The following is a 17,220-nucleotide window of genomic DNA, read 5'->3' as shown; positions in this document are numbered from 1 at the left end:
GCATGCGCTTCCGAACTGTCCTTGCCGCTGCCCTCCTGGTCACCGCACTGGGTGCCACGCCTGCTTCGGCGGAAACGGCGGTCACCTTCGACCTGCCGACGCCGTCCGGGCCGCACGCGATCGGCGAACGCGACGTCCACCTCGTTGACCAGGCACGGAACCGGGAGCTGATGATCAGCGTCTGGTACCCGGCCAGACCCGGCACCGGGCCCAAGGCGCGGTATCTGCCCGCCGCGGCCGCGCCGTACTTCGACCAGGGCGCGGCACCAGCGCTGGGGTTGCCGACCGGCAAGGTCGACTGGGCTGCCGTCGAGACGCACGCCCGGGCGAACGCGCCGGTGCGGGGCCGGTGGCCGGTGGTCGTGTACTCGCCGGGTTGGGGTTCTCTGCGGGCGCTGGGCAGCGCGACCGCCGAGGACCTCGCCAGCCGGGGGTACATCGTGGTGACCATCGACCACACCGGGGAGGCGCCGTTCGTCGTGTTCCCGGACGGGCGGGTGGTGTTCTCTCAGGGGAGCAAGGACCTGGTCGCGGGGATGCGCACCCGGGTCGCGGACGTCCGGTTCACCCTGGACCAGCTGCCCGGCATTCCCGGGCTCGGCCAGTCGATGGATCTGAGCCGGGTCGGGGCGATCGGGCATTCGTTCGGCGGGGATACCGCGGCCGAAGTGTCCAAGGTGGACTCCCGGGTCGATGCGGCGGCCGATCTGGACGGCTGGCTCGCCTACGACGTCGATGGGAAGCAGCCGACTCGGGCTGGGGCAGAAGGGGTGTCACGGCCGGTGCTGCTGATGGGGTCGTCCGGCAGTACCAGCGACGGGCAGCCGCGCAGCCATCTGACGTCGCCGTCGTGGAAGTCGTTGTGGGACCACACGTCAGCGCCGAAGCAGGACATCACGCTGGCTACCGCGATGCACTACAGCTACACCGATGTCCAGTGGTTCCTGCCGAAGCTGGCGCAGCGGGTGCCGGTCGATCCCCAGGTGCAGCGGACGCGGATCGGGACGATCGATCCTTCGGCGAGCATTGGGGTGCAGCGAGCGGCGTTGGCGGGGTTCTTTGGGCGGTATGTGTCGTGAGTGGCAATGCCGGTTCTAACCCAATGCCGCGTAGCTTAAGCCGGCGCTGACGGTGCCGGAGCGGGTTTGCGGTCCGTGAGGGGAACCCTGAGGGAATCAGATTCCCTCAGGGTTCCCCTCACGGACATGAAGATACGGTCAGACAGGCATCAATCGGGTGTTTCGGCGCAGGTTGCGTCCATTGTGGACGAAGGCGGGCCGAGGCGACGCGGCTTAGGTTCCCGGCATTGGGTCCTAACCGGCATAAACACTCACGACGTCCTGAGCCCGCTCGACACGCTACCCACCAGCCTCCTCCCCAGCAGCAGGAAGAGCACGATCACCGGCAGCACGCCGAGCGTCGCCCCGGTCAGCATTAAGGCGTAATCCGTGAAGTAGCCACTGGCCAGCTGGGACAAGACCACTTGCACGGTCGGCGTTTCCGCTGGGTCGAGGACGACCAGCGGCCAGAAGTAGTCGTTCCACGCGCCGAGGAAGGTCACCATGGCCAGGACAGTCGCTTGTGGACGGATCGCTGGAACTGCCACGTGCCAGAACGTGCGCAGCACCGACGCTCCGTCCACAGTGGCCGCGTCCACCAGGTCCTGGTCGATCGACCCCTCGCACGCCTGGCGCATCCAGAACACGCCGAACGCGCTCACCAGCGCGGGCACGATCACCGCCTCAAGCCGGCCGTACCAGCCGAAGTCGCTCACCACCAGGTAAAGCGGGACCACGCCTAGCTGGGCGGGCACCATCGCCGAGCCGACGACGAGAAGGAACAGAGTGTTGCGGCCGCGGAACCGGAGCCGGGCGAAGGAAAACCCGGCGAAGCTGGACAGGACCACATTGGACACCATCACGGTCGTCGCGACGATCAGCGAATTGCCGATCGCCAGCCAGAAGTCGACGGTGGTGAAAACGCGCTGGATGTTCTCGAAAAGATGGCCGCCGGGCACCAGCAGCGGAGAGGTCTCGCCGATCGCCGCGTTGTCCCGAGTGGACACCACGAACGACCAGTACAGCGGGAACAGTGACGCGGCCACCAGCCCCACCAGTACCGCGTATACCCAGGCCCCGGCCCGGCCCCGGCGGATCACGGGGCGCCCACGAACCGGCGCACCAGCCGGTAGTTGAAGATCGCGAACACCAGGCAGATCAGGAACATCACCCAGGACAGGGCCGCCGCGTAGCCGGCGTCGAATTTGCCGAAGCCTTTTTCGTACAGGTACATCGTGAGCGTCTGGAATTGGCGGTCATTGCCGCCCGCGCCGCCGTTTCCGGTGGCGTCGAACAACTGCGGTTCGGCGAACAGCTGGAGTCCGTTTACCGTGCCGGCCACCGCGGTGAACGCGATCGTCGGGCGGATGCCCGGTACGGTAATCGACCAGAAGGTCCGCCACCGGGAAGCGCCGTCGAGCGCGGCGGCCTCGTACAGATCCTGCGGCACCGCTTGCATCGCGGCCAGGTAGATCAGTGCGTTGTAACCGGTCCAGCGCCACATCACCATGCTCGCCACCGCGAGATGCGACGACCATTGGTGCGACTGCCAGGAAATCGGCGGCACCCCGAACCAGCCGAGCACCTCGTTGACCACGCCGTAGCCCGAGCTGTACAACTGCGCGAAAACCAGCCCGACGGCGACCACGGACACCAGATTCGGCAGCAAAAGCCCAGATCGCCACCAGGTCGCCGCTCGCAGCGGCCGGTTCAGCAGGGCCGCGATGCCCAGCGCGAGGAAGAACTGCGGAATCGCGGCTAACAGGAAGATGCTGACGGTGTTGAAAAGCGCGTTGTAGAACCGCGGATCACCGAACAGTTCGACGTAATTCGCGAAGCCGGGCCCGCCTTCCGGACCGGACAGCAAATCCCACCGGTGCAGCGAAACCCACGACGTGTACAGCAGCGGAAACGCGCCGAACAGTCCAAAAAGGACAAAGAACGGCAGAATGAAGACGTAGGGGGTGAGCTTCCGGTCCACAACAGCTACTTGATCGCGTCGCGGCCCATCCGGACCGCGTCGGCCCACGCCTGATCGACGTTCTCCGAACCGTCCTCGATCCGGCCGAGCGCGCGGCCGAATTCGGGACGCACGTCAGCGTCGTGCAGCCCGCGGTAATTCGGCCGCAGCCGGTCCGCCGAGGCCGCGTAGATCTCGCCGACCGGCGCGTTCGAGAAATAGGGATCGGTGTGGGCCACGACCTGCGGGTCCTGATACACGCTCGGCTCGCTCGGCAGGATTCCCTCGGAAAGGAAAAGCCGCTTCTGCTGCGCGGGCGCGGTGAGCCACTGCGCGAGATCGTAGGCTTCCTTCGGGTGCGCGCTTTGCTTCGGCACCGAGAGGAAGGAACCGCCCTGGTTGCCGCTGTTGCCCGGCACCGTGGTGACGTCCCATTTGCCGCTGCCCGCTTCGCCGCCGGCTTCCTTGATCTGCGTGAGCATCCAGGCCGGGCACGCGATGGTCGCGAAGGTGCCCTGTTTGATCGCGACGTTCCAGGCCTGCGTGTACGTGGTCGCGCCCGCCGTTTGCCGGGCTTGCGCGAGGCCGCCGGACAGCTGGAAAGCGTTGTGCACACTGGGGTTGCGGTCGGCGATGTAGGAATCGTCCTTGGCGGAGAAGTAGTTCTCCGGCGACTGGTTGAGCATCGCGGTGTAGACGGTGCCCGCCGAATCGGCGAACTTCACGTTCGGCAGCTTTTCGGTGAACCGGGCGGCGAGATTCGCGTAGCCCGGCCAGTCCGGCATCAGCTCCGCGACGGAGGTGCGGTCGGTGGGCAATCCGGCCTGCTGGAACAGATCCCGGCGGTAGCACATCGCGAGGCTGCCCATGTCCGTGCCGAGCCCGAACACGTAATCGCCGGAAGTGCCCTGCGCCCACTTCCACGGGGACCACTGCTGCTTCAGCTTGTCCGCGCCGTACTCGGCGAGGTTGACGAACTTGTCCTTGGCCCGGATGTACTTCGGGATGTACTGCTCCTCGACCGCGACGACGTCGGCCGCGCCGCGCCCGGCCGCCAGCTGAGTGGCGAGGCTCTTGAAATGCGTGTCGAAATCGGTGACCCGGCTGCGGATCTCGATGTTCGGATGGTCCTTCTGGTACTGCTCGAACAGCGGTGCGTAGCCGAACTCGCCGAACGTGGCGACGCTCAGCGTGATCTTCCCCGAGGACGCGGCGGTACCGCACGCGGCCGCCAGTGACAGGAATGCGGCGGCGAGCGCGGCAACGGCCGGGCGCCGGGTCAGCTTTCGCACGTGGTGAGCATCCTTTAAATCACTCCGGCGCGCAGCGCGTAGGCGACGGCGTGCGGACGGTTCCGCAGCTTGAGCCGGTTCGTCATGCCGTAGATCACGTTCTTCACGGTCCGCTCCGAGTAGCAGAGCTTGTTCGCGATTTCCGCGGTGTCCCAGCCCTCGGCCATCAGCCGCAGCACGTCGACCTCGCGCGGCGACAGGTTGGTGCGGTCCCCGTTGCGCCGCAGCGTCTCAGCCTGGTGCAGCAGATCCCGCATCGAGGTCTCGCGCCCGGAGGCGGCGGCCACGATGCTGCGCACCAGCTGGTCGCCGCCGATCGCGTCGCGCGGCAGCACCGCGGCGACGTGCCAGGCGGCCAGCTCGGCCAGGTCGTCAGCGTCCACGTATCCGGCGACGAACACGATGGCCGCGGGCGTCTCGGAAGCGGCGGCCCGCAGCGCCGCCTTCACCTCACGGGTGACGCGGTTCGCGGCGAACACGAGCACCGCCGCCTCGCCGCGCTGCTGCCCCGGCATCACCCGCACTTCGCGGCGCGTGCGCAAATGGTCGATGAGGCCCGCGAGCGTGATCGGGTCCGAAGCCCATGCCGCAACCTTGACCTGATTCATCGCTGCCTCCCCGGTGCAGAGCACTCGCTTGTTCGTGTGCCAGTCAGTGTGCCCACCGCGGCTTCACGAAATCTCTAGTCGGGACGCGCTCATTCTTCACAGCGTGAAGTTGGGCCCGCCGGTGGGGTTCGGTTACCGTCACGGAGACCCGTCCGGACTGTCAGAGGAAATGATGAAGGCGCACGCCCGACCCCGCTGGTTCACCGCAGGCGCGGTCAGCACCGTAACGCTCATATGTGCACTTTCCGCGTGTTCGGGAGATCGTTCCGTTTCTGGAACAGCAACGCCGACCCCGCTCACCGCGCCGAGTGCGGGAAGTTCTCCGCAAGCCGCTCCACCTGCGTCAACCTCGCCGGCGCAGACTGTGCCAGGCCAGTCGGCGTGCGCCTCGGCGGTGGCGGGGATGGATCCGCGGGCGCGCGTGGCGCAGCTGGTGGTGCCGGGCGTCGACGCGGGCGATCCGGCGGGCGTCGCGAACCTCGTGCGCACGCAGCAGGTCGGCGGGATCTTCGTGGGCGACAAAAAGACCACGCTGTTGCAAAATGACGCGCTCGCCGGCGTCCAGAAGGCCGCGAAGATCCCGGTTTCGGTCGCCGTCGACGAGGAGGGCGGCCGCGTACAGCGCGTCGACGACCTCGACGGCTCGCTCCCGAGCGCCCGGCAGCTGGCGGCCTCGAAGACTCCCGACGAGGTGCGTGCGATCGGCGAACAGCGCGGCAAGCAACTGCGGGCACGCGGGGTGACGGTCGACTACGCACCGGACGCGGACGTGAGCGACGAGCCCGACGACGCGGTCATCGGCGACCGTTCCTACAGCCCGGATCCGGAAAAGGCGCGGAAGTACGCGATGGCGTTCGCCGAGGGCCTGCGCGCGGGCGGGGTGCAGCCGGTGCTGAAGCATTTCCCGGGCCACGGCCACGGTTCCGGCGACTCGCACCGCGGCACCGTCGTGACGCCGCCGCTCGACCAGCTGCGGCGGGTCGATCTGGTGCCTTACCGCGACATCGCGGAGTACGGGCAGATCGGGGTGATGGTCGGGCACCTGGAGGTCCCCGGACTCACCGGCGACGAACCGGCCTCGCTGGCGCCGGAGGCGTATCGGTTGCTGCGCAACGAGTTCCACTTCACCGGGCCGGTGATCACCGACGATCTGGGCGGGATGAAGGCGATCACGGACCGGTTTGCGGTGCCGGATGCGGTGCTGAAGGCGCTGCAGGCGGGGGCGGATCAGGCGTTGTTCTCTTCTGGGCACAACGACGTGGGGGCTGTGGTGGATCGGCTGCAGCGGGCGGTCGAAGGTGGGGAGTTGTCGGCGGCGCAGGTTACGGCTTCGGTGGAGCGGGTGTTGGCGGCTAAGGGGTATTGCCGTCCTTGACGCCGTGCTGGCTAGTGTCGGAGCGTGAAGCCAGTACTGCTGCTCGACGTGGACGGGCCGCTGAACCCTTTCGCGGCTGACTCGCCGCCGCCTGGCTACCTCGAGTATCAGTGGCGCGCCTCGCGATGGCGGAAGAAGGCCGGACGACGAGCCTGGCTCAATCCGGCGCACGGGACCGCGCTGCTCGCTCTCGCCGAGCGGACTGGCGCAGATCTGGTGTGGGCTACCTCGTGGGAAGACGAGGCCAACGCCACCGTCGGCCCGGCGCTCGGGCTGCCGGTACTGCCCGTGGTCGGTGTGCGCGCCTACGACCGCCATCCGGACTGGAAGTTCGGCGCGGTCGGCCGTTTCGCGACCGGGCGGCCCCTGGCGTGGCTCGACGACGACTTCAGCCTGTTCCCCAGCGCTCGCCAGCGCTTCCTCGAACGCCGAGGCGGCGCCGCTACCGCACTGATTCCGGTCGACCCCGCCGTGGGGATAGGTCCGGACCACCTCGCCGCCGCGGAGAACGCGTTCCGGCAAGGCAAATCCGCACTCAGCCCTCCTCCGCCACCACCTCCGCAAGAGTCGCAACCGCACTCACCGTCTGCGGATGCTCCTCCCCCAACGCGCGCCGGCACCTCGGCACCAGGTCCTCCAGCACCGCGACAGCCGAAGCGCGGTCCCCAAGCCGGAGGTGGATCTTGACCAGGTTCCCAGTCGTCCGCAGAGTGCCCAAGGCATCCGGGCCCAGCGCACGACGGCTCCGGACCAAGACGTCCTCCGTCTGGTCCCGAGCGCGCTCGTATTCGTTCAACCCCATGTACACCACGCACAGGTTGCTCGCGACGGTCAACGTCAGCGGATCGTCCTCGCCCAGCACGCGGCCGACCCGAGGCAGCAGGTCAGCCATCAGGTCGCGCGCGGCCGGGTAGTCGGTGGTGCCGATCAGACAGCCAGCCAGGCGGTTGGCGACGGCGAGGGTGTCGGGATGGTCTTCGCCGAGCGACGAAACCCATTCAGCATGGATGAGCTGGCCAAGGGCCACGCCGGGCCGAGCTTGGCCGGAGACGAAGAGGTAGCGCAGTACTCGGATGAGCAGGCCCCGGAACTCCGGCGGTTCGTGGCTCACGAAACCCGGTTGGGCGGCCGACATCCGGACCGCAGTCGCGATTCGGCGGTAGGCGGGCCACGACTCCTTCTGGTCGGGATCCAGGTCCAGGTCGAAAGAGACCTCACCGTCCACCGACAGCACGGGGTACGGAGCAGGCTGTTCGCGATCCCAAAGAGAAGCGGGGACGCCCGAAGCTTCGAGCAGCCCGGCGGGGCAACCCCGTTCATGGAACAGATCGCAGCCGGAGCTGAGTACCGAATGGTCACGACCGGAGAAGAGAGCGGGCACGGGATACGCGTGGAACGGCTCGCCCTGGTTGTCGATGACCGTGGTGCCGTGGCGGCCCGCGCAGGTCCAGTCCACTTCCAGCCGCCAGGCGACCTCGTGGGTGGTGGTGATCGGTTCGATCTCGAACTGCTCGATGTCGGTCGCGCTGACGGTGAACGGGAAGTCCGGGCCCTGCGCGACCAGTTGCGGCGACGGAGCGTCGAAATCGGTCGTGAACGGACGTGGTTCGAGGAGCCCGCCGACCCGGACCAGCAGACAGGCGGGGCGCGGAGGTGTCCGCGAGACGACCACCGCCCGCGCGGACTGCAGGACCACGGCGCGGCTCGTCCTGGCTTCCACAGTGATGATGTGGACGGTTCCGCCGGGGACGGCGACCTGCGGCGGGTCGGTGTCGAGCACCAGGTCGGCCAGGGTGCCGCCGGGTTTCAGCCGGACCGACGCGATCAGCGGGTCCGCCAGATCGGCCGGGCTGTCACCGGATTGGCCGATGGTGATGTCGCCGTGCACCGCTCCGGCCATCACGACCTTGTCGAACTGACCACCGGTGATGCGGTTGCCCGAGGACTCGTCCGTCATCTCGGCGAGCCTAGTCGTTTACTCAATGAACGAAAGGTTCGTTCGGGGGCGGTACGGGGTGACGATGGTCGCGCTCGCCCGTCGATCGAGGAGGATCGGATGTCCGGACGTTTCCGTACAGGCGTTGCCCTAGTAGCAGCGGCGATCGGGCTCGGAGTGCTCGCCGCGCCGACTTCGGCGGCTGAGCAGGAGGCTGAGCAGGTGCCGACAACAGGGTGCGGGCAGGCGGTGGCCAACCCGGGCACCACGACCGTCGAGCATCTGACCTCCGGCGGCATCGAGCGCGAGTACCGGATCTACGTGCCCGCGCGGTACAACCCGCACCGCCAGTACCCGGTCGTCCTCTCCTACCACGGGCACGGCCGCACCGCGGAGTACCAGGAGGAGCTGTCCGGGTTCTCCGGGTCGGACGTGATCGCGGTGTACCCGCAGGGCGTCACCGGCACCGACGGCAAATCCGCCTGGACCGGCGCGCCCTACTCGGCCCCGGTCGACGACGTCCGGTTCACCGGCGACCTGCTCACCTCGCTGCAGCACCGGATGTGCGTGGACCCGGCGCGGATCTACGCGGCGGGCAAGTCGAACGGCGGCGGGTTCGTCGGCGTGCTGGCGTGCCGGATGGCCGACCGGATCGCCGCGTTCGCCCCGGTTTCCGGCGCGTTCTACCCCCAGGGCGGTGCCTGCCATCCCAGCCGGAAGGTCGCGCTGCTCGACTTCCACGGCACGGCCGACACCACCATTCCCTACACCGGCAATCCAGCGAAGGGGCTACCGTCCATTCCGGACTGGCTGGCCGGCTGGGCCGATCGGGACCGGTGTTTCCCTTACCCCGTCTCGATTTCCCCGGTACGCAATGTGGTGACGCAGTGGTGGCCCGGCTGTTCGCTGGTGCATTTCCGGGTGGAAGGGGCCGGACACGTCTGGCCGAGCACCCGCCCGAACAACGACTCCGACACCCCCACCGCCATCGACGCCACCCCGGTGATCCTTCAGTTCTTCAAAGCGCACCGCCTCTGATCAGCTGGCGTTCCGCTTCTTGGCGAGCATCTGGCGGAACCCGTCGGCGATGACCTTCGCGGTGTCCTTGCCGTTGTCGGCGGTGATCCGCTTGACCATCTCGGCGGACTCGGCGGCGATCTCCTCGCTGCGCGCGAACATCCGTTCCTCGTGCAACGCCAGCGCGGTTTCGACGTCGTCCGGGTGCGCGACCAGCAGTTCGGCGAGGTCGGAACCGTCAAGCATGGCCAGGTTCGCGCCCTCCCCGTTCGGGCCGCGAAGATGCGCCGCGTCGCCGATCAGCGTCACGCCCGGGGTCCGCTCCCAACGGTGCACGCCCGGCAGCGTGAAGTGCCTGCGCAGGATCGGCGCGGTGTCGCCGCCGGAGATCAGTTCGAGGATTTCCGGGGCCCACCCGTCGAATTCGGCAGCGACCCGGGCGAGGGCGTCCGTGGTGTCGAGATCGTCGAGTGCGTCGAACCACTCCTGCGGCTTGTTCAGCATCGCGTAGGTGTGCAGCGTGTCGCCGCGTTCGCGGTGCACCATGATCCGCAAGCCCGGTCCGGGTGCGCCCATTCCGCCGCCGCCGACGACCTTCGCGGCCGCCGGATGCCGGGTGTCGGCCTCGTAGAGGTACGTCTCCACGAACGCGAGGCCCATGTACTCCGGCATCGCGTCGGACAGCAGCGGCCGCACCTTCGACCAGGCACCGTCCGCTCCGACCAGCAGTTTCGCGACGACCGAACCACCGTCCGCGAAAGACACCTCGTGGCCGCCGTCGACCGTGCGGACGCCGCTGACCTTTCGGCCCCATTTGACGGTGCCGTCCGGCAGCGAGTCGAGCAGCATCTGCCGCAGCTCGCCGCGCAGCAGTTCGGGACGGCCGCCGGTGCCGTCGTCGGGATGGTCCAGCAGGACCGTGCCGTCGGGATCGAGGATCCGCATCTGCTGGCGGCCCTCCAGGATCAGGCCGCGGAACTCGTCCATCAGGCCGGCCGCCTCGACGGCGATCTGGCCGTTGTAATCGTGAATGTCGAGCAGTCCGCCCTGGGACCGCGACATCGGCGACGGTTCGGCCTCGTAGATCGTGGCCGGGATCCCGTGCACGTACAGGACCCTGGCCAGGGTCAGTCCGCCGAGGCCGGCGCCGATGATGGTGACTGGAGTCTGCATTGTTCTCCCCGGTTAGCTGGTGACTAGGCAAAGACTGACGGCCGCCGCTGGCACCGCCCGCACAGTCCGCTGGCGCCGCGCTGCCAGGTGCTGACAGGACGGGGGCAGCGGTGAGAGTCTGGGATCCGAGACGGAATCGCCCGGCGGCTACTTGGCCGCCGGGCCGCGCTGACGTTGAGTGCGTCCAGCGCATTTCACCGAGGAACCGCAGGAGGGCGCATGGCGGCCGCATTGGAGCGACGCTCGATCGACCCGGTGCCCGAGTCCGAACGGCACGGGCACCCGCGCAGCCTCTTCACGCTGTGGTTCGCCGCGAACACCCAGATCACCTCGGCGGTCACCGGCGCGCTGACCGTGCTGGTCGGTGTGCATCCGCTGTGGGCGATCGTCGCGGTCGTCGTCGGCAACGCACTCGGCGGCATCCCGATGGCGCTGCACGCCGCGCAGGGGCCGAAGCTCGGCATCCCGCAGATGATCCAGTCGCGCGCGCAGTTCGGCGTGTACGGCGCGGCGCTTCCGCTGGTGCTGGTCGTGGTGATGTACCTCGGCTACTTCGCCAGCGGTTCGCTGCTCGGCGGCCAGGCGGTCGCCCAGATCACGCACCTGCCCACGGACGCCGCGATCGCGGTCTACGCGCTCGCCTCGGCGCTGATCGCGATCGTCGGGTACCGGCTCATCCACCGGTTCGGCTGGATCGCGTCCGCGTTGTCCGTGGTCGTCTTCCTCTACCTGACGATCCGGCTGGTCAGCGGGCACGACCTGGGTGCCGTGCTCGGCGCGCCGCACCTGGACTTCCCGAAGTTCCTGCTGGCGGTCTCGCTGACCGCGTCCTGGCAGCTCACCTTCGGCCCGTACGTCGCCGACACCTCGCGCTACCTGCCCTCGGCGACGTCGGTGCGCGCGACGTTCTGGTGGACGTACGGCGGCACGGTGCTCGGCGCGATCTGGGCGATGTCCTTCGGTGCGATGGCGTACGCCATTGCCGGGAAAGCGTTCAAGGGCCACGAAGTCGCGTACGTCGTCGGCCTCGGCGGCGAAGCGCTGCTGATCCCGCTCCTGCTGGCCATCGCGCTCGGCAAGTTCACCGTGAACGTGCTGAACATCTACGGCGGCTACATGACCGTCGCGACCGCGCTGACCGGATTCGGCCGGCGCGCGGCGCTTTCCCAGGCCACGCGGATCGGCTACATCGCGGGCGTCGGCGTGATCGGCGCGGTGATCGCCATCCTCGGCCGTGGCCAGTTCCTGTCGAACTTCGTGCTGTTCCTGGACTTCCTGCTGTACTTCCTCACGCCGTGGAGTTCGATCAACCTGGTCGACTTCTACCTGCTTCGCAAGGAGAAGTACGACCTCGACGCGCTCTACGACCCGGACGGCCGCTACGGCCGCTGGGCCTGGCCTGCGCTGGCCGCCTACGTGCTCGGGATCGCGGTGCAGATCCCGTTCGCCAACGTGGAGGGCATTTTCGTCGGCCCGATCGCTCCGCTGCTCGGCGGCGCGGACATCTCGTGGCTGCTCGGCCTGATCGTGCCCGGCGTGCTGTATGTGGCGTTCATGCGCCGCTCGGCCGCACTTCGAGCGTGACGGTCCGGCTGGCCCCCGGATCCGCGCCTTGGTCCGCGCTGGAGACAGCGAACGCCGCCAACGGCAATCCGCTCGCGCCAGCCAGCACCCGGGCCGCGGAGGACGCGCGGGCCAAGGAGACGTTCGACCCACCGCTCGCCGGACCGCCCGGAACTGCGACGCCGTGACCGACCACGGTCACTCGCACTGACTGTCCTTTGAGGACACGTGCCCATTCCGTCAGCGCCGTTCGCCCGGCCTCGTTCGGAGTTATCGCGTTAGGACTGAACAGGCTGCGATCGAAGGTGACAGCAACGGTATCCGTTCCGGGCTTCGTGGCAACTCCCGGCGCCGCCAAGGCTTTCGCCAGCTTCTGCAGTTTCTCCTGCCGCTCCTGTGCGGCGGTCGCGTCCCGGGATTGTGCACTGTGGAGGCGATCCAGCTCGGCACGGAGACCGTCGTCCGGCTTGGCCGCGACAACCGTCGGCGGCGGTGCCGGACGCGTAGTCAGCACCACGCCGCCCGCGATCGCTCCGCCGACCACCACGACCGCCCCGGCGGTCAGCAGATACCGGCGGATCGGCCGCCGCCGCAACCGTCCAGAATGGACTTTCGCGATCACCCGGCGGCCTGCCGTCGCCGCGGAATCCCCCGGCTGCAGTTCCAATACGGCCGCCCACGCCGCGTCCGCCGCCGCGAGATCGCCAGCCTGCGCGTGTACGCGAGCGAGCAGATCGAGTCGTGCGGGATCGCCTGCCGAATCCGGTTCCAGAAGCGCGACCGCTGCCTCGTAGTCCCCGCGCCGAGCGAGGTCGGCGCCTTCGGCGAGGACGAGTTCTCGTTCCAGCGACTGCGAAAGCCCGCTCATTCGCGCTCTCCTCGAAGAATGCCGCCGCCCGCCTGGCCTGGACCGTCGTTCGGGAGCAGACGACGCAACCGGCGGTTGACGTCCGGCAGCGCGGCCCAATTCGACGTCGAGACCATGTACTCGCCTTCGCGGATCAGCTCCCGCGCGCGAGCCGGGTCGGTCATGGTGTCGCGCGAAGCCCGCAGCGCGTTGAACACCTCCAGGTCCAGCGAACCGTCCCGGCGCAGCAGCAGCACCTGCAGATCCAGCGCCCGCTCAGACAACCGCTCGCCTGCCTCGACGTCGCGCGACTCGGTGATGGCCGCGTACCGGCGCTCGATCTCGGCCAGCTCGGCCCGGTCCTCGTCCGCCCCGACCCGGTCGACCAGCTCGCGGCAGTGGTCGATCTGGTCCCGCAGCCGTTCCATCACCTCGGGAACCTTCAGCTCCGCCTCGATGTCGTCGAGGTCCGCCTGCACGTCGCGCATTCGCCGTTCGGCGGCGACCGCGGCGCCCTCGTCGGCGCCTCCGGAACGCACCTCGTCCCGTACCGCGGCGACGCTGCCCTGCTCGTCCAGCCGGTTCAGCAGCCCGCGCGCCCGGTCCGACCGCGTCACCTCGACCTGCGTGCGCACCTGTTCGTGCCGTGCCTCCAGCTCGTTCAGCAGCCGCCGCAGCGTCGGCGGGTCCGGCACGTGCTGCTGTTTGAGGTCGATGACCGCGTCGAACTCGTTGCTCAGCAACGGAACCTCAGCCACCACGGACACCTGCCGCGAATCGTTCATCTCGAAGGTCATCACGACCTCGCTGCCGCGCGGCACGTCGAACCGCACCTCCTTGGCGCGGATTTCGATCATGCCCACCTGCTGGTTGCGCTCGCCGCGCCGGCGTTCGCCTTCCGCCACCGGAATCTGGATCACCGAGGACGTGTCACCGCGAAGCAGCGTCGCCGTGGTGTAAAAGGTCTGCCGTTTCTTCGCGGGCAGCGGCGCGTTCTTCATCAGCATCGGGGTGAAGGAGCCGTCGGCCTCGGTCAGGCCGACGGTGTTGACCACCGTCTGGCCCATCATTTCGTTGAGCTGATGGGTGATCGTGAGCGAATCCGGCCGCACCGGGACGCGCGCGCCAGCCGGGTCGAGCAGTTCGATCTCGAACCGGTTCGTGCTCAGTTCCTCGAGCACCGCGTCGACGGTGAAGGTGCCGTCCGCGGAAAGGGAAACCTCGGAGGTCCGGTAGACCACCTTGCGCTGCGGCGCGCTGAGCGCGATCCGGAACCGGGCCCAGTCCGCCGGACCGTCCGTCGTGCAGCGCCCGGAAACCGGCGGCCTCGGCAGGCTGGTGGTGGCCGGATAGGACAGTTCCAGCGAGTACTCGCCGCGCTTCGCCGGGCGTACCGCGCGTGGACGTGCCACTGTTCCGGCGTACGCGGCCGCACCCCGGGCGACCACGGTGCTGGGGTCCTGGCTGTGGTCGAGGGGAATGCCGAGGCCGGCGGACGGATCGGCCAGCAGCTCGCGCAGTCCGGGCGCGAGGGTCGGGCCGCCGACGAGCAGCAGGCGGTCGATGTCGGTCGGACGCAGGTTCGCCGACTCCAGCGCGGACCGGCACAGCTGCACCGCACGGAGGTAGAACGGCCGAGCCAGCCGATCGACTTCCTCCCGGCGCAGGGTGTACTCGAACATCTCGTCCTGCCCGTCACCGCGGTCGAGATCGAGCATCACCTGCGTCTGTTCTGCCTGGGAAAGCTGGATTTTCGCCGTTTCGGCGGCGCTGCGCAGCCGGGCGAAGTTGCGCCGCCACCGCGGATTGTCCCGGTGGAAGTCGCTGAAGCCGAGCTGCCGGACCACCTCTGGAACCAGCACCTGGTCCAGCACCGCCTGATCGATGTTGCGGCCGCCGAGATGCGTGTCGCCAGCGTGATGCAGCACGCTCAACTCGCCCTCGAGGGTACTGACCACGGCAGAGTCGAACGTGCCGCCGCCGAAGTCGAAGACCATCCAGTGCGCGCCTTTGCTTTCGTTCTGGAATCCGAACGCGAACGCCGCCGCGGTCGGTTCCTGCAGCAGCGGGCAATTGCCAGTGAACCCGGCCAGTTTCGCGGCTTCCTGCGTCGCCTCGGTCTGATTGAGCAGGAACGCCGCGGGCACCGTGATCACCGCCGCGTCCGGCAATTCGGTTCCGGCAGAACCGCGCAACGTGCGCAGCACTTCGGCGGACAGCTCGACCGAAGTCATGCTGACGCCCGCCTTCGCGAATTCACGCCGCACGTCCGGAAACCCCATGGACTGCTTGAATTCGATCTGCACGCTGTCCGGATCGTCCTCGAGCCGCAGCCGCGCCCCCGCCCCGACCTCGATCACGCCGCGTTTGCGCATCCAGACCGCGGACGGGGTGTAGTCCATCTGCATATTGTTCTTGATCACCGACACCGCGCCGTTGTCGAGCACCGCGATCGCGCTGTTCGTGGTGCCGAGGTCGATCCCGAAATCGATCGTGTCACGCATCCGCTTCCCCGTTCTCCCGGGCGGCCGGGCGCCCGACGATGACCTGTCCCATCTGGATCCGGCGGCCGGTCAGGTAAATCGACGGCCGCACGGTCTCCACCACCCGCTCGACGTCCAGGTCCGGTTCGTCCTGGAACAGCAGCACCTCGAGCGCCATCCCGGAGCCGAACGGGATCCGGTCGTGGTCCTGCACCAGCACCCCCGCCGCGTCGAGCGCGTCCTGGCTCGCGCTGAGGAACCGGCCCGCCTGTCGCGCCACGCGGTCCTCGACGCCGGCCAGCTTGCGCCGCGCCCGCCACAACGCGGTCGCCGCCTCCGCCAAGTCCGATTCGGACAGTGGCGGTCCACTGTCCTTAGTGGTCAATACGGCGGAGAGCTGGTCGAGCAGGTCCCGCAGCCGGGCACGGTCCTCCTCCCGCAGGCCGGGTTCGGCGATCCGGAATTCCTTGTGCTGCTTGCGTTGCCGGTCTCGCATCACACGCCCCTCTTCACCCGGACGAACGGGGCGACGTACAACAGCACCACCGCTACGACAATGGCCAGCCAATACGGCATTCCGACCGGAATCAGCGCGAGATAAACCACGAAGTCCAGCCCCAGCAACACCGGATACCGGCCCGGCTCGGTCCGCGGCTGGGCCGCGGCGATGCAATTCGTCAACGCCCCCGGCACCGCACCGAAAAAGATGATCAGCGGAATGGCCTCCTCCGGAAGTTTCAACCCGAGGAACACTGCCGCCACCACCGCGTGCAACAGCGCGCCAAAGACCCGCGCCGACGACGCCTCTGGCCTGGTAGGCAGATTGGGCAGCCCGGTCGAGGCAGCGATCTCGTTGCGCTCCACGGCCGCCAGCGTTTCCGGATCGCTGGTGTACCGCCGGGCGACCGCGAACACCTCGCGCACCAGCCCCAGCCCGCCCCCCGCGTCCGCCAGCGCGACCCCGATGTTGTTCGCCACCACCGCGATCGACTCCGAAAGCGACGCTGTACGCCGGAATTCCGCCCTCGGCACGACCGCTTCGAGCCGGTCGAACAACGGCGGGGTCTCCTCGATCGCCCGCCAAGCAGCGGACTCGGCCCGGTTCCCGTCCAGATCGCCGCGCAGCTCCTTGAGCAACGACTCGACCCGCCGATACGTCCCGTCGGCGATCGCCGCACGCGCGTCCTCGACTGCGTGCCGGTCCGCCTCGAACAATCCGAGATACCCGGTGAACCGCCGCGGCTCGGCCGACCGAGCGGCCACTTCGACCAACGGCGCGAGCAACGCGTCCGGCAGCGCGGCCCTCAGTCCGTCCACAGTAGATTCGTCGAGCCGCCGGTCGCCCAGCTTCTCGACGCGGTGGTTCAGGTGCCGCCAGAACGATTCGCTGCGCAGCACCACCGTCCAGCAGCGCGCGGCCTCTGTCCAAAGTGGAGTGGGATGCTCGTCGCTGCGGTCGGCTTCCGCGTCGAGGGCGGCGGCGTAGGCGGCCACCGCGTTGTCGTGCTTCTGGTGGAGCTGGAGCGGGCAGCCGCAGTCGGTGGGCATGCCCCAGGTCCAGAAGACCTCGTCGACCAGCCGGCGCTCGGTGTTGCCGAGCGCGTCGAAGGCCGCCCGCACCTGTTCGACGGTCGCGTCCGGGGGCACCCCGTCCGGCGCCGAGCCGCCGACTTCGAGCACCCCGAGGACCCGAAGACGCCGTTCCCGCACCTCCCGCCTCGTCGCGGCGGCGGTGAGCCCGACGATCCGGAACGGGTTGCGCCGGTACAGGTCGGGCGTCGCGACCTCCCGCACCCGCGCCGCGGCCGCCCGGCCGCGCCCCTCGTTCGCTCCCATGCCCGGGAAGGTAGGGCGAGCGTCCGGGAGGGGTCCCGGGGTTGTCGTCCGTGAAGGACTCCTTGAGGGAAT

At 68.7% G+C, this 17,220-nt stretch carries 14 protein-coding genes and 1 pseudogene; 5 read left to right on the top strand and 10 right to left on the bottom strand.

Going from position 1 to position 17,220, the window contains the following annotated elements; genetic code table 11:
- Positions 1–2 precede the first annotated feature (2 nt).
- Positions 3–1,079 carry an alpha/beta hydrolase family protein gene (locus ACFSVL_RS01025; RefSeq protein WP_378299456.1) on the top strand — a complete coding sequence of 359 codons (1,077 nt, stop codon included), beginning with the start codon at positions 3–5 and terminating at the stop codon, positions 1,077–1,079.
- Between the two features lie 251 nt (positions 1,080–1,330).
- Here ACFSVL_RS01025 and ACFSVL_RS01020 read toward each other — a convergent pair whose 3' ends face one another.
- From ACFSVL_RS01020 to ACFSVL_RS01005, 4 genes are read right to left on the bottom strand one after another with little or no spacing between them, the layout of a single operon-like run.
- A complete protein-coding gene (locus ACFSVL_RS01020) occupies positions 1,331–2,155 on the bottom strand; it encodes a carbohydrate ABC transporter permease (protein ID WP_378299679.1) in 825 nt (274 codons plus the stop codon).
- Positions 2,155–3,039, bottom strand: coding sequence for a carbohydrate ABC transporter permease (locus ACFSVL_RS01015; protein ID WP_378299454.1), 885 nt, complete (start codon positions 3,037–3,039; stop codon positions 2,155–2,157). Before ACFSVL_RS01015 ends, ACFSVL_RS01020 begins: the two co-directional genes overlap by 1 nt.
- 5 nt (positions 3,040–3,044) lie before the next feature.
- A complete protein-coding gene (locus tag ACFSVL_RS01010; protein WP_378299452.1) occupies positions 3,045–4,310 on the bottom strand; it encodes an ABC transporter substrate-binding protein in 1,266 nt (421 codons plus the stop codon).
- A 14-nt stretch (positions 4,311–4,324) separates the two neighbouring features.
- Positions 4,325–4,918 (bottom strand): helix-turn-helix transcriptional regulator, encoded by a 594-nt coding sequence (locus ACFSVL_RS01005; protein WP_378299450.1) that lies wholly within the window; start codon positions 4,916–4,918, stop codon positions 4,325–4,327.
- A 403-nt stretch (positions 4,919–5,321) separates the two neighbouring features.
- Here ACFSVL_RS01005 and ACFSVL_RS01000 point away from each other — a divergent pair, with 403 nt between their 5' ends.
- Positions 5,322–6,293 (top strand): glycoside hydrolase family 3 N-terminal domain-containing protein, encoded by a 972-nt coding sequence (locus ACFSVL_RS01000; protein ID WP_378299448.1) that lies wholly within the window; start codon positions 5,322–5,324, stop codon positions 6,291–6,293.
- Between the two features lie 24 nt (positions 6,294–6,317).
- Positions 6,318–6,758 (top strand): annotated as a pseudogene (locus ACFSVL_RS00995) (HAD domain-containing protein); the annotation flags it as partial.
- Between the two features lie 70 nt (positions 6,759–6,828).
- Here the strand turns inward: ACFSVL_RS00995 and ACFSVL_RS00990 are convergent.
- A complete protein-coding gene (locus ACFSVL_RS00990) occupies positions 6,829–8,250 on the bottom strand; it encodes a tetratricopeptide repeat protein (RefSeq protein WP_378299446.1) in 1,422 nt (473 codons plus the stop codon).
- Between the two features lie 99 nt (positions 8,251–8,349).
- Between ACFSVL_RS00990 and ACFSVL_RS00985 the strand changes: the two genes are divergently transcribed.
- Entirely contained in the window at positions 8,350–9,267 is a 918-nt protein-coding gene (locus tag ACFSVL_RS00985) for an alpha/beta hydrolase family esterase (RefSeq protein ID WP_378299444.1), read from the top strand.
- Here ACFSVL_RS00985 and ACFSVL_RS00980 read toward each other — a convergent pair whose 3' ends face one another.
- Positions 9,268–10,419: an FAD-dependent oxidoreductase gene (locus tag ACFSVL_RS00980; protein ID WP_378299442.1), complete on the bottom strand. Its 1,152-nt coding sequence runs from the start codon at positions 10,417–10,419 to the stop codon at positions 9,268–9,270.
- Positions 10,420–10,638: 219 nt separating this feature from the next.
- Between ACFSVL_RS00980 and ACFSVL_RS00975 the strand changes: the two genes are divergently transcribed.
- Positions 10,639–12,003, top strand: a complete 1,365-nt coding sequence (locus tag ACFSVL_RS00975) for a purine-cytosine permease family protein (RefSeq protein WP_378299440.1) — start codon at positions 10,639–10,641, stop codon at positions 12,001–12,003.
- Here ACFSVL_RS00975 and ACFSVL_RS00970 read toward each other — a convergent pair.
- Genes ACFSVL_RS00970 through ACFSVL_RS00955 form a run of 4 tightly spaced genes read right to left on the bottom strand, consistent with a single transcriptional unit; the run spans position 11,972 to position 17,148 of the window.
- On the bottom strand, positions 11,972–12,850 hold the full coding sequence (locus ACFSVL_RS00970; RefSeq protein ID WP_378299438.1) for a hypothetical protein: 879 nt from the start codon (positions 12,848–12,850) through the stop codon (positions 11,972–11,974). The two genes, ACFSVL_RS00975 and ACFSVL_RS00970, sit on opposite strands and share 32 nt — an antisense overlap.
- On the bottom strand, positions 12,847–15,333 hold the full coding sequence (locus tag ACFSVL_RS00965) for an Hsp70 family protein (protein ID WP_378299436.1): 2,487 nt from the start codon (positions 15,331–15,333) through the stop codon (positions 12,847–12,849). Before ACFSVL_RS00965 ends, ACFSVL_RS00970 begins: the two co-directional genes overlap by 4 nt.
- A complete protein-coding gene (locus tag ACFSVL_RS00960; RefSeq protein WP_378299434.1) occupies positions 15,326–15,808 on the bottom strand; it encodes a hypothetical protein in 483 nt (160 codons plus the stop codon). Before ACFSVL_RS00960 ends, ACFSVL_RS00965 begins: the two co-directional genes overlap by 8 nt.
- Positions 15,808–17,148, bottom strand: a complete 1,341-nt coding sequence (locus tag ACFSVL_RS00955; protein WP_378299432.1) for a hypothetical protein — start codon at positions 17,146–17,148, stop codon at positions 15,808–15,810. The genes ACFSVL_RS00960 and ACFSVL_RS00955 overlap by 1 nt, the downstream gene beginning before the upstream one ends.
- Positions 17,149–17,220: the final 72 nt, after the last annotated feature.

Origin of the sequence: Amycolatopsis silviterrae (assembly GCF_042684085.1) — a bacterium.
GTDB lineage: Bacteria > Actinomycetota > Actinomycetes > Mycobacteriales > Pseudonocardiaceae > Amycolatopsis > Amycolatopsis silviterrae.
Note: the sequence above shows the minus strand (reverse complement) of the source record. Positions and strands in the feature narration are given on the sequence as shown.

What these genes read in the sequence shown, in the direction of transcription:
- ACFSVL_RS01025 (WP_378299456.1), top strand. Translation starts at nt 3, where the DNA reads ATGCGCTTCCGAACTGTCCTTGCCGCTGCCCTCCTGGTCACCGCACTG.
- ACFSVL_RS01005 (WP_378299450.1), bottom strand. Translation starts at nt 4,918, where the DNA reads ATGAATCAGGTCAAGGTTGCGGCATGGGCTTCGGACCCGATCACGCTC.
- ACFSVL_RS01000 (WP_378299448.1), top strand. Translation starts at nt 5,322, where the DNA reads ATGGATCCGCGGGCGCGCGTGGCGCAGCTGGTGGTGCCGGGCGTCGAC.
- ACFSVL_RS00990 (WP_378299446.1), bottom strand. Translation starts at nt 8,250, where the DNA reads ATGACGGACGAGTCCTCGGGCAACCGCATCACCGGTGGTCAGTTCGAC.
- ACFSVL_RS00985 (WP_378299444.1), top strand. Translation starts at nt 8,350, where the DNA reads ATGTCCGGACGTTTCCGTACAGGCGTTGCCCTAGTAGCAGCGGCGATC.
- ACFSVL_RS00980 (WP_378299442.1), bottom strand. Translation starts at nt 10,419, where the DNA reads ATGCAGACTCCAGTCACCATCATCGGCGCCGGCCTCGGCGGACTGACC.
- ACFSVL_RS00975 (WP_378299440.1), top strand. Translation starts at nt 10,639, where the DNA reads ATGGCGGCCGCATTGGAGCGACGCTCGATCGACCCGGTGCCCGAGTCC.
- ACFSVL_RS00970 (WP_378299438.1), bottom strand. Translation starts at nt 12,850, where the DNA reads ATGAGCGGGCTTTCGCAGTCGCTGGAACGAGAACTCGTCCTCGCCGAA.
- ACFSVL_RS00965 (WP_378299436.1), bottom strand. Translation starts at nt 15,333, where the DNA reads ATGCGTGACACGATCGATTTCGGGATCGACCTCGGCACCACGAACAGC.
- ACFSVL_RS00960 (WP_378299434.1), bottom strand. Translation starts at nt 15,808, where the DNA reads ATGCGAGACCGGCAACGCAAGCAGCACAAGGAATTCCGGATCGCCGAA.
- ACFSVL_RS00955 (WP_378299432.1), bottom strand. Translation starts at nt 17,148, where the DNA reads ATGGGAGCGAACGAGGGGCGCGGCCGGGCGGCCGCGGCGCGGGTGCGG.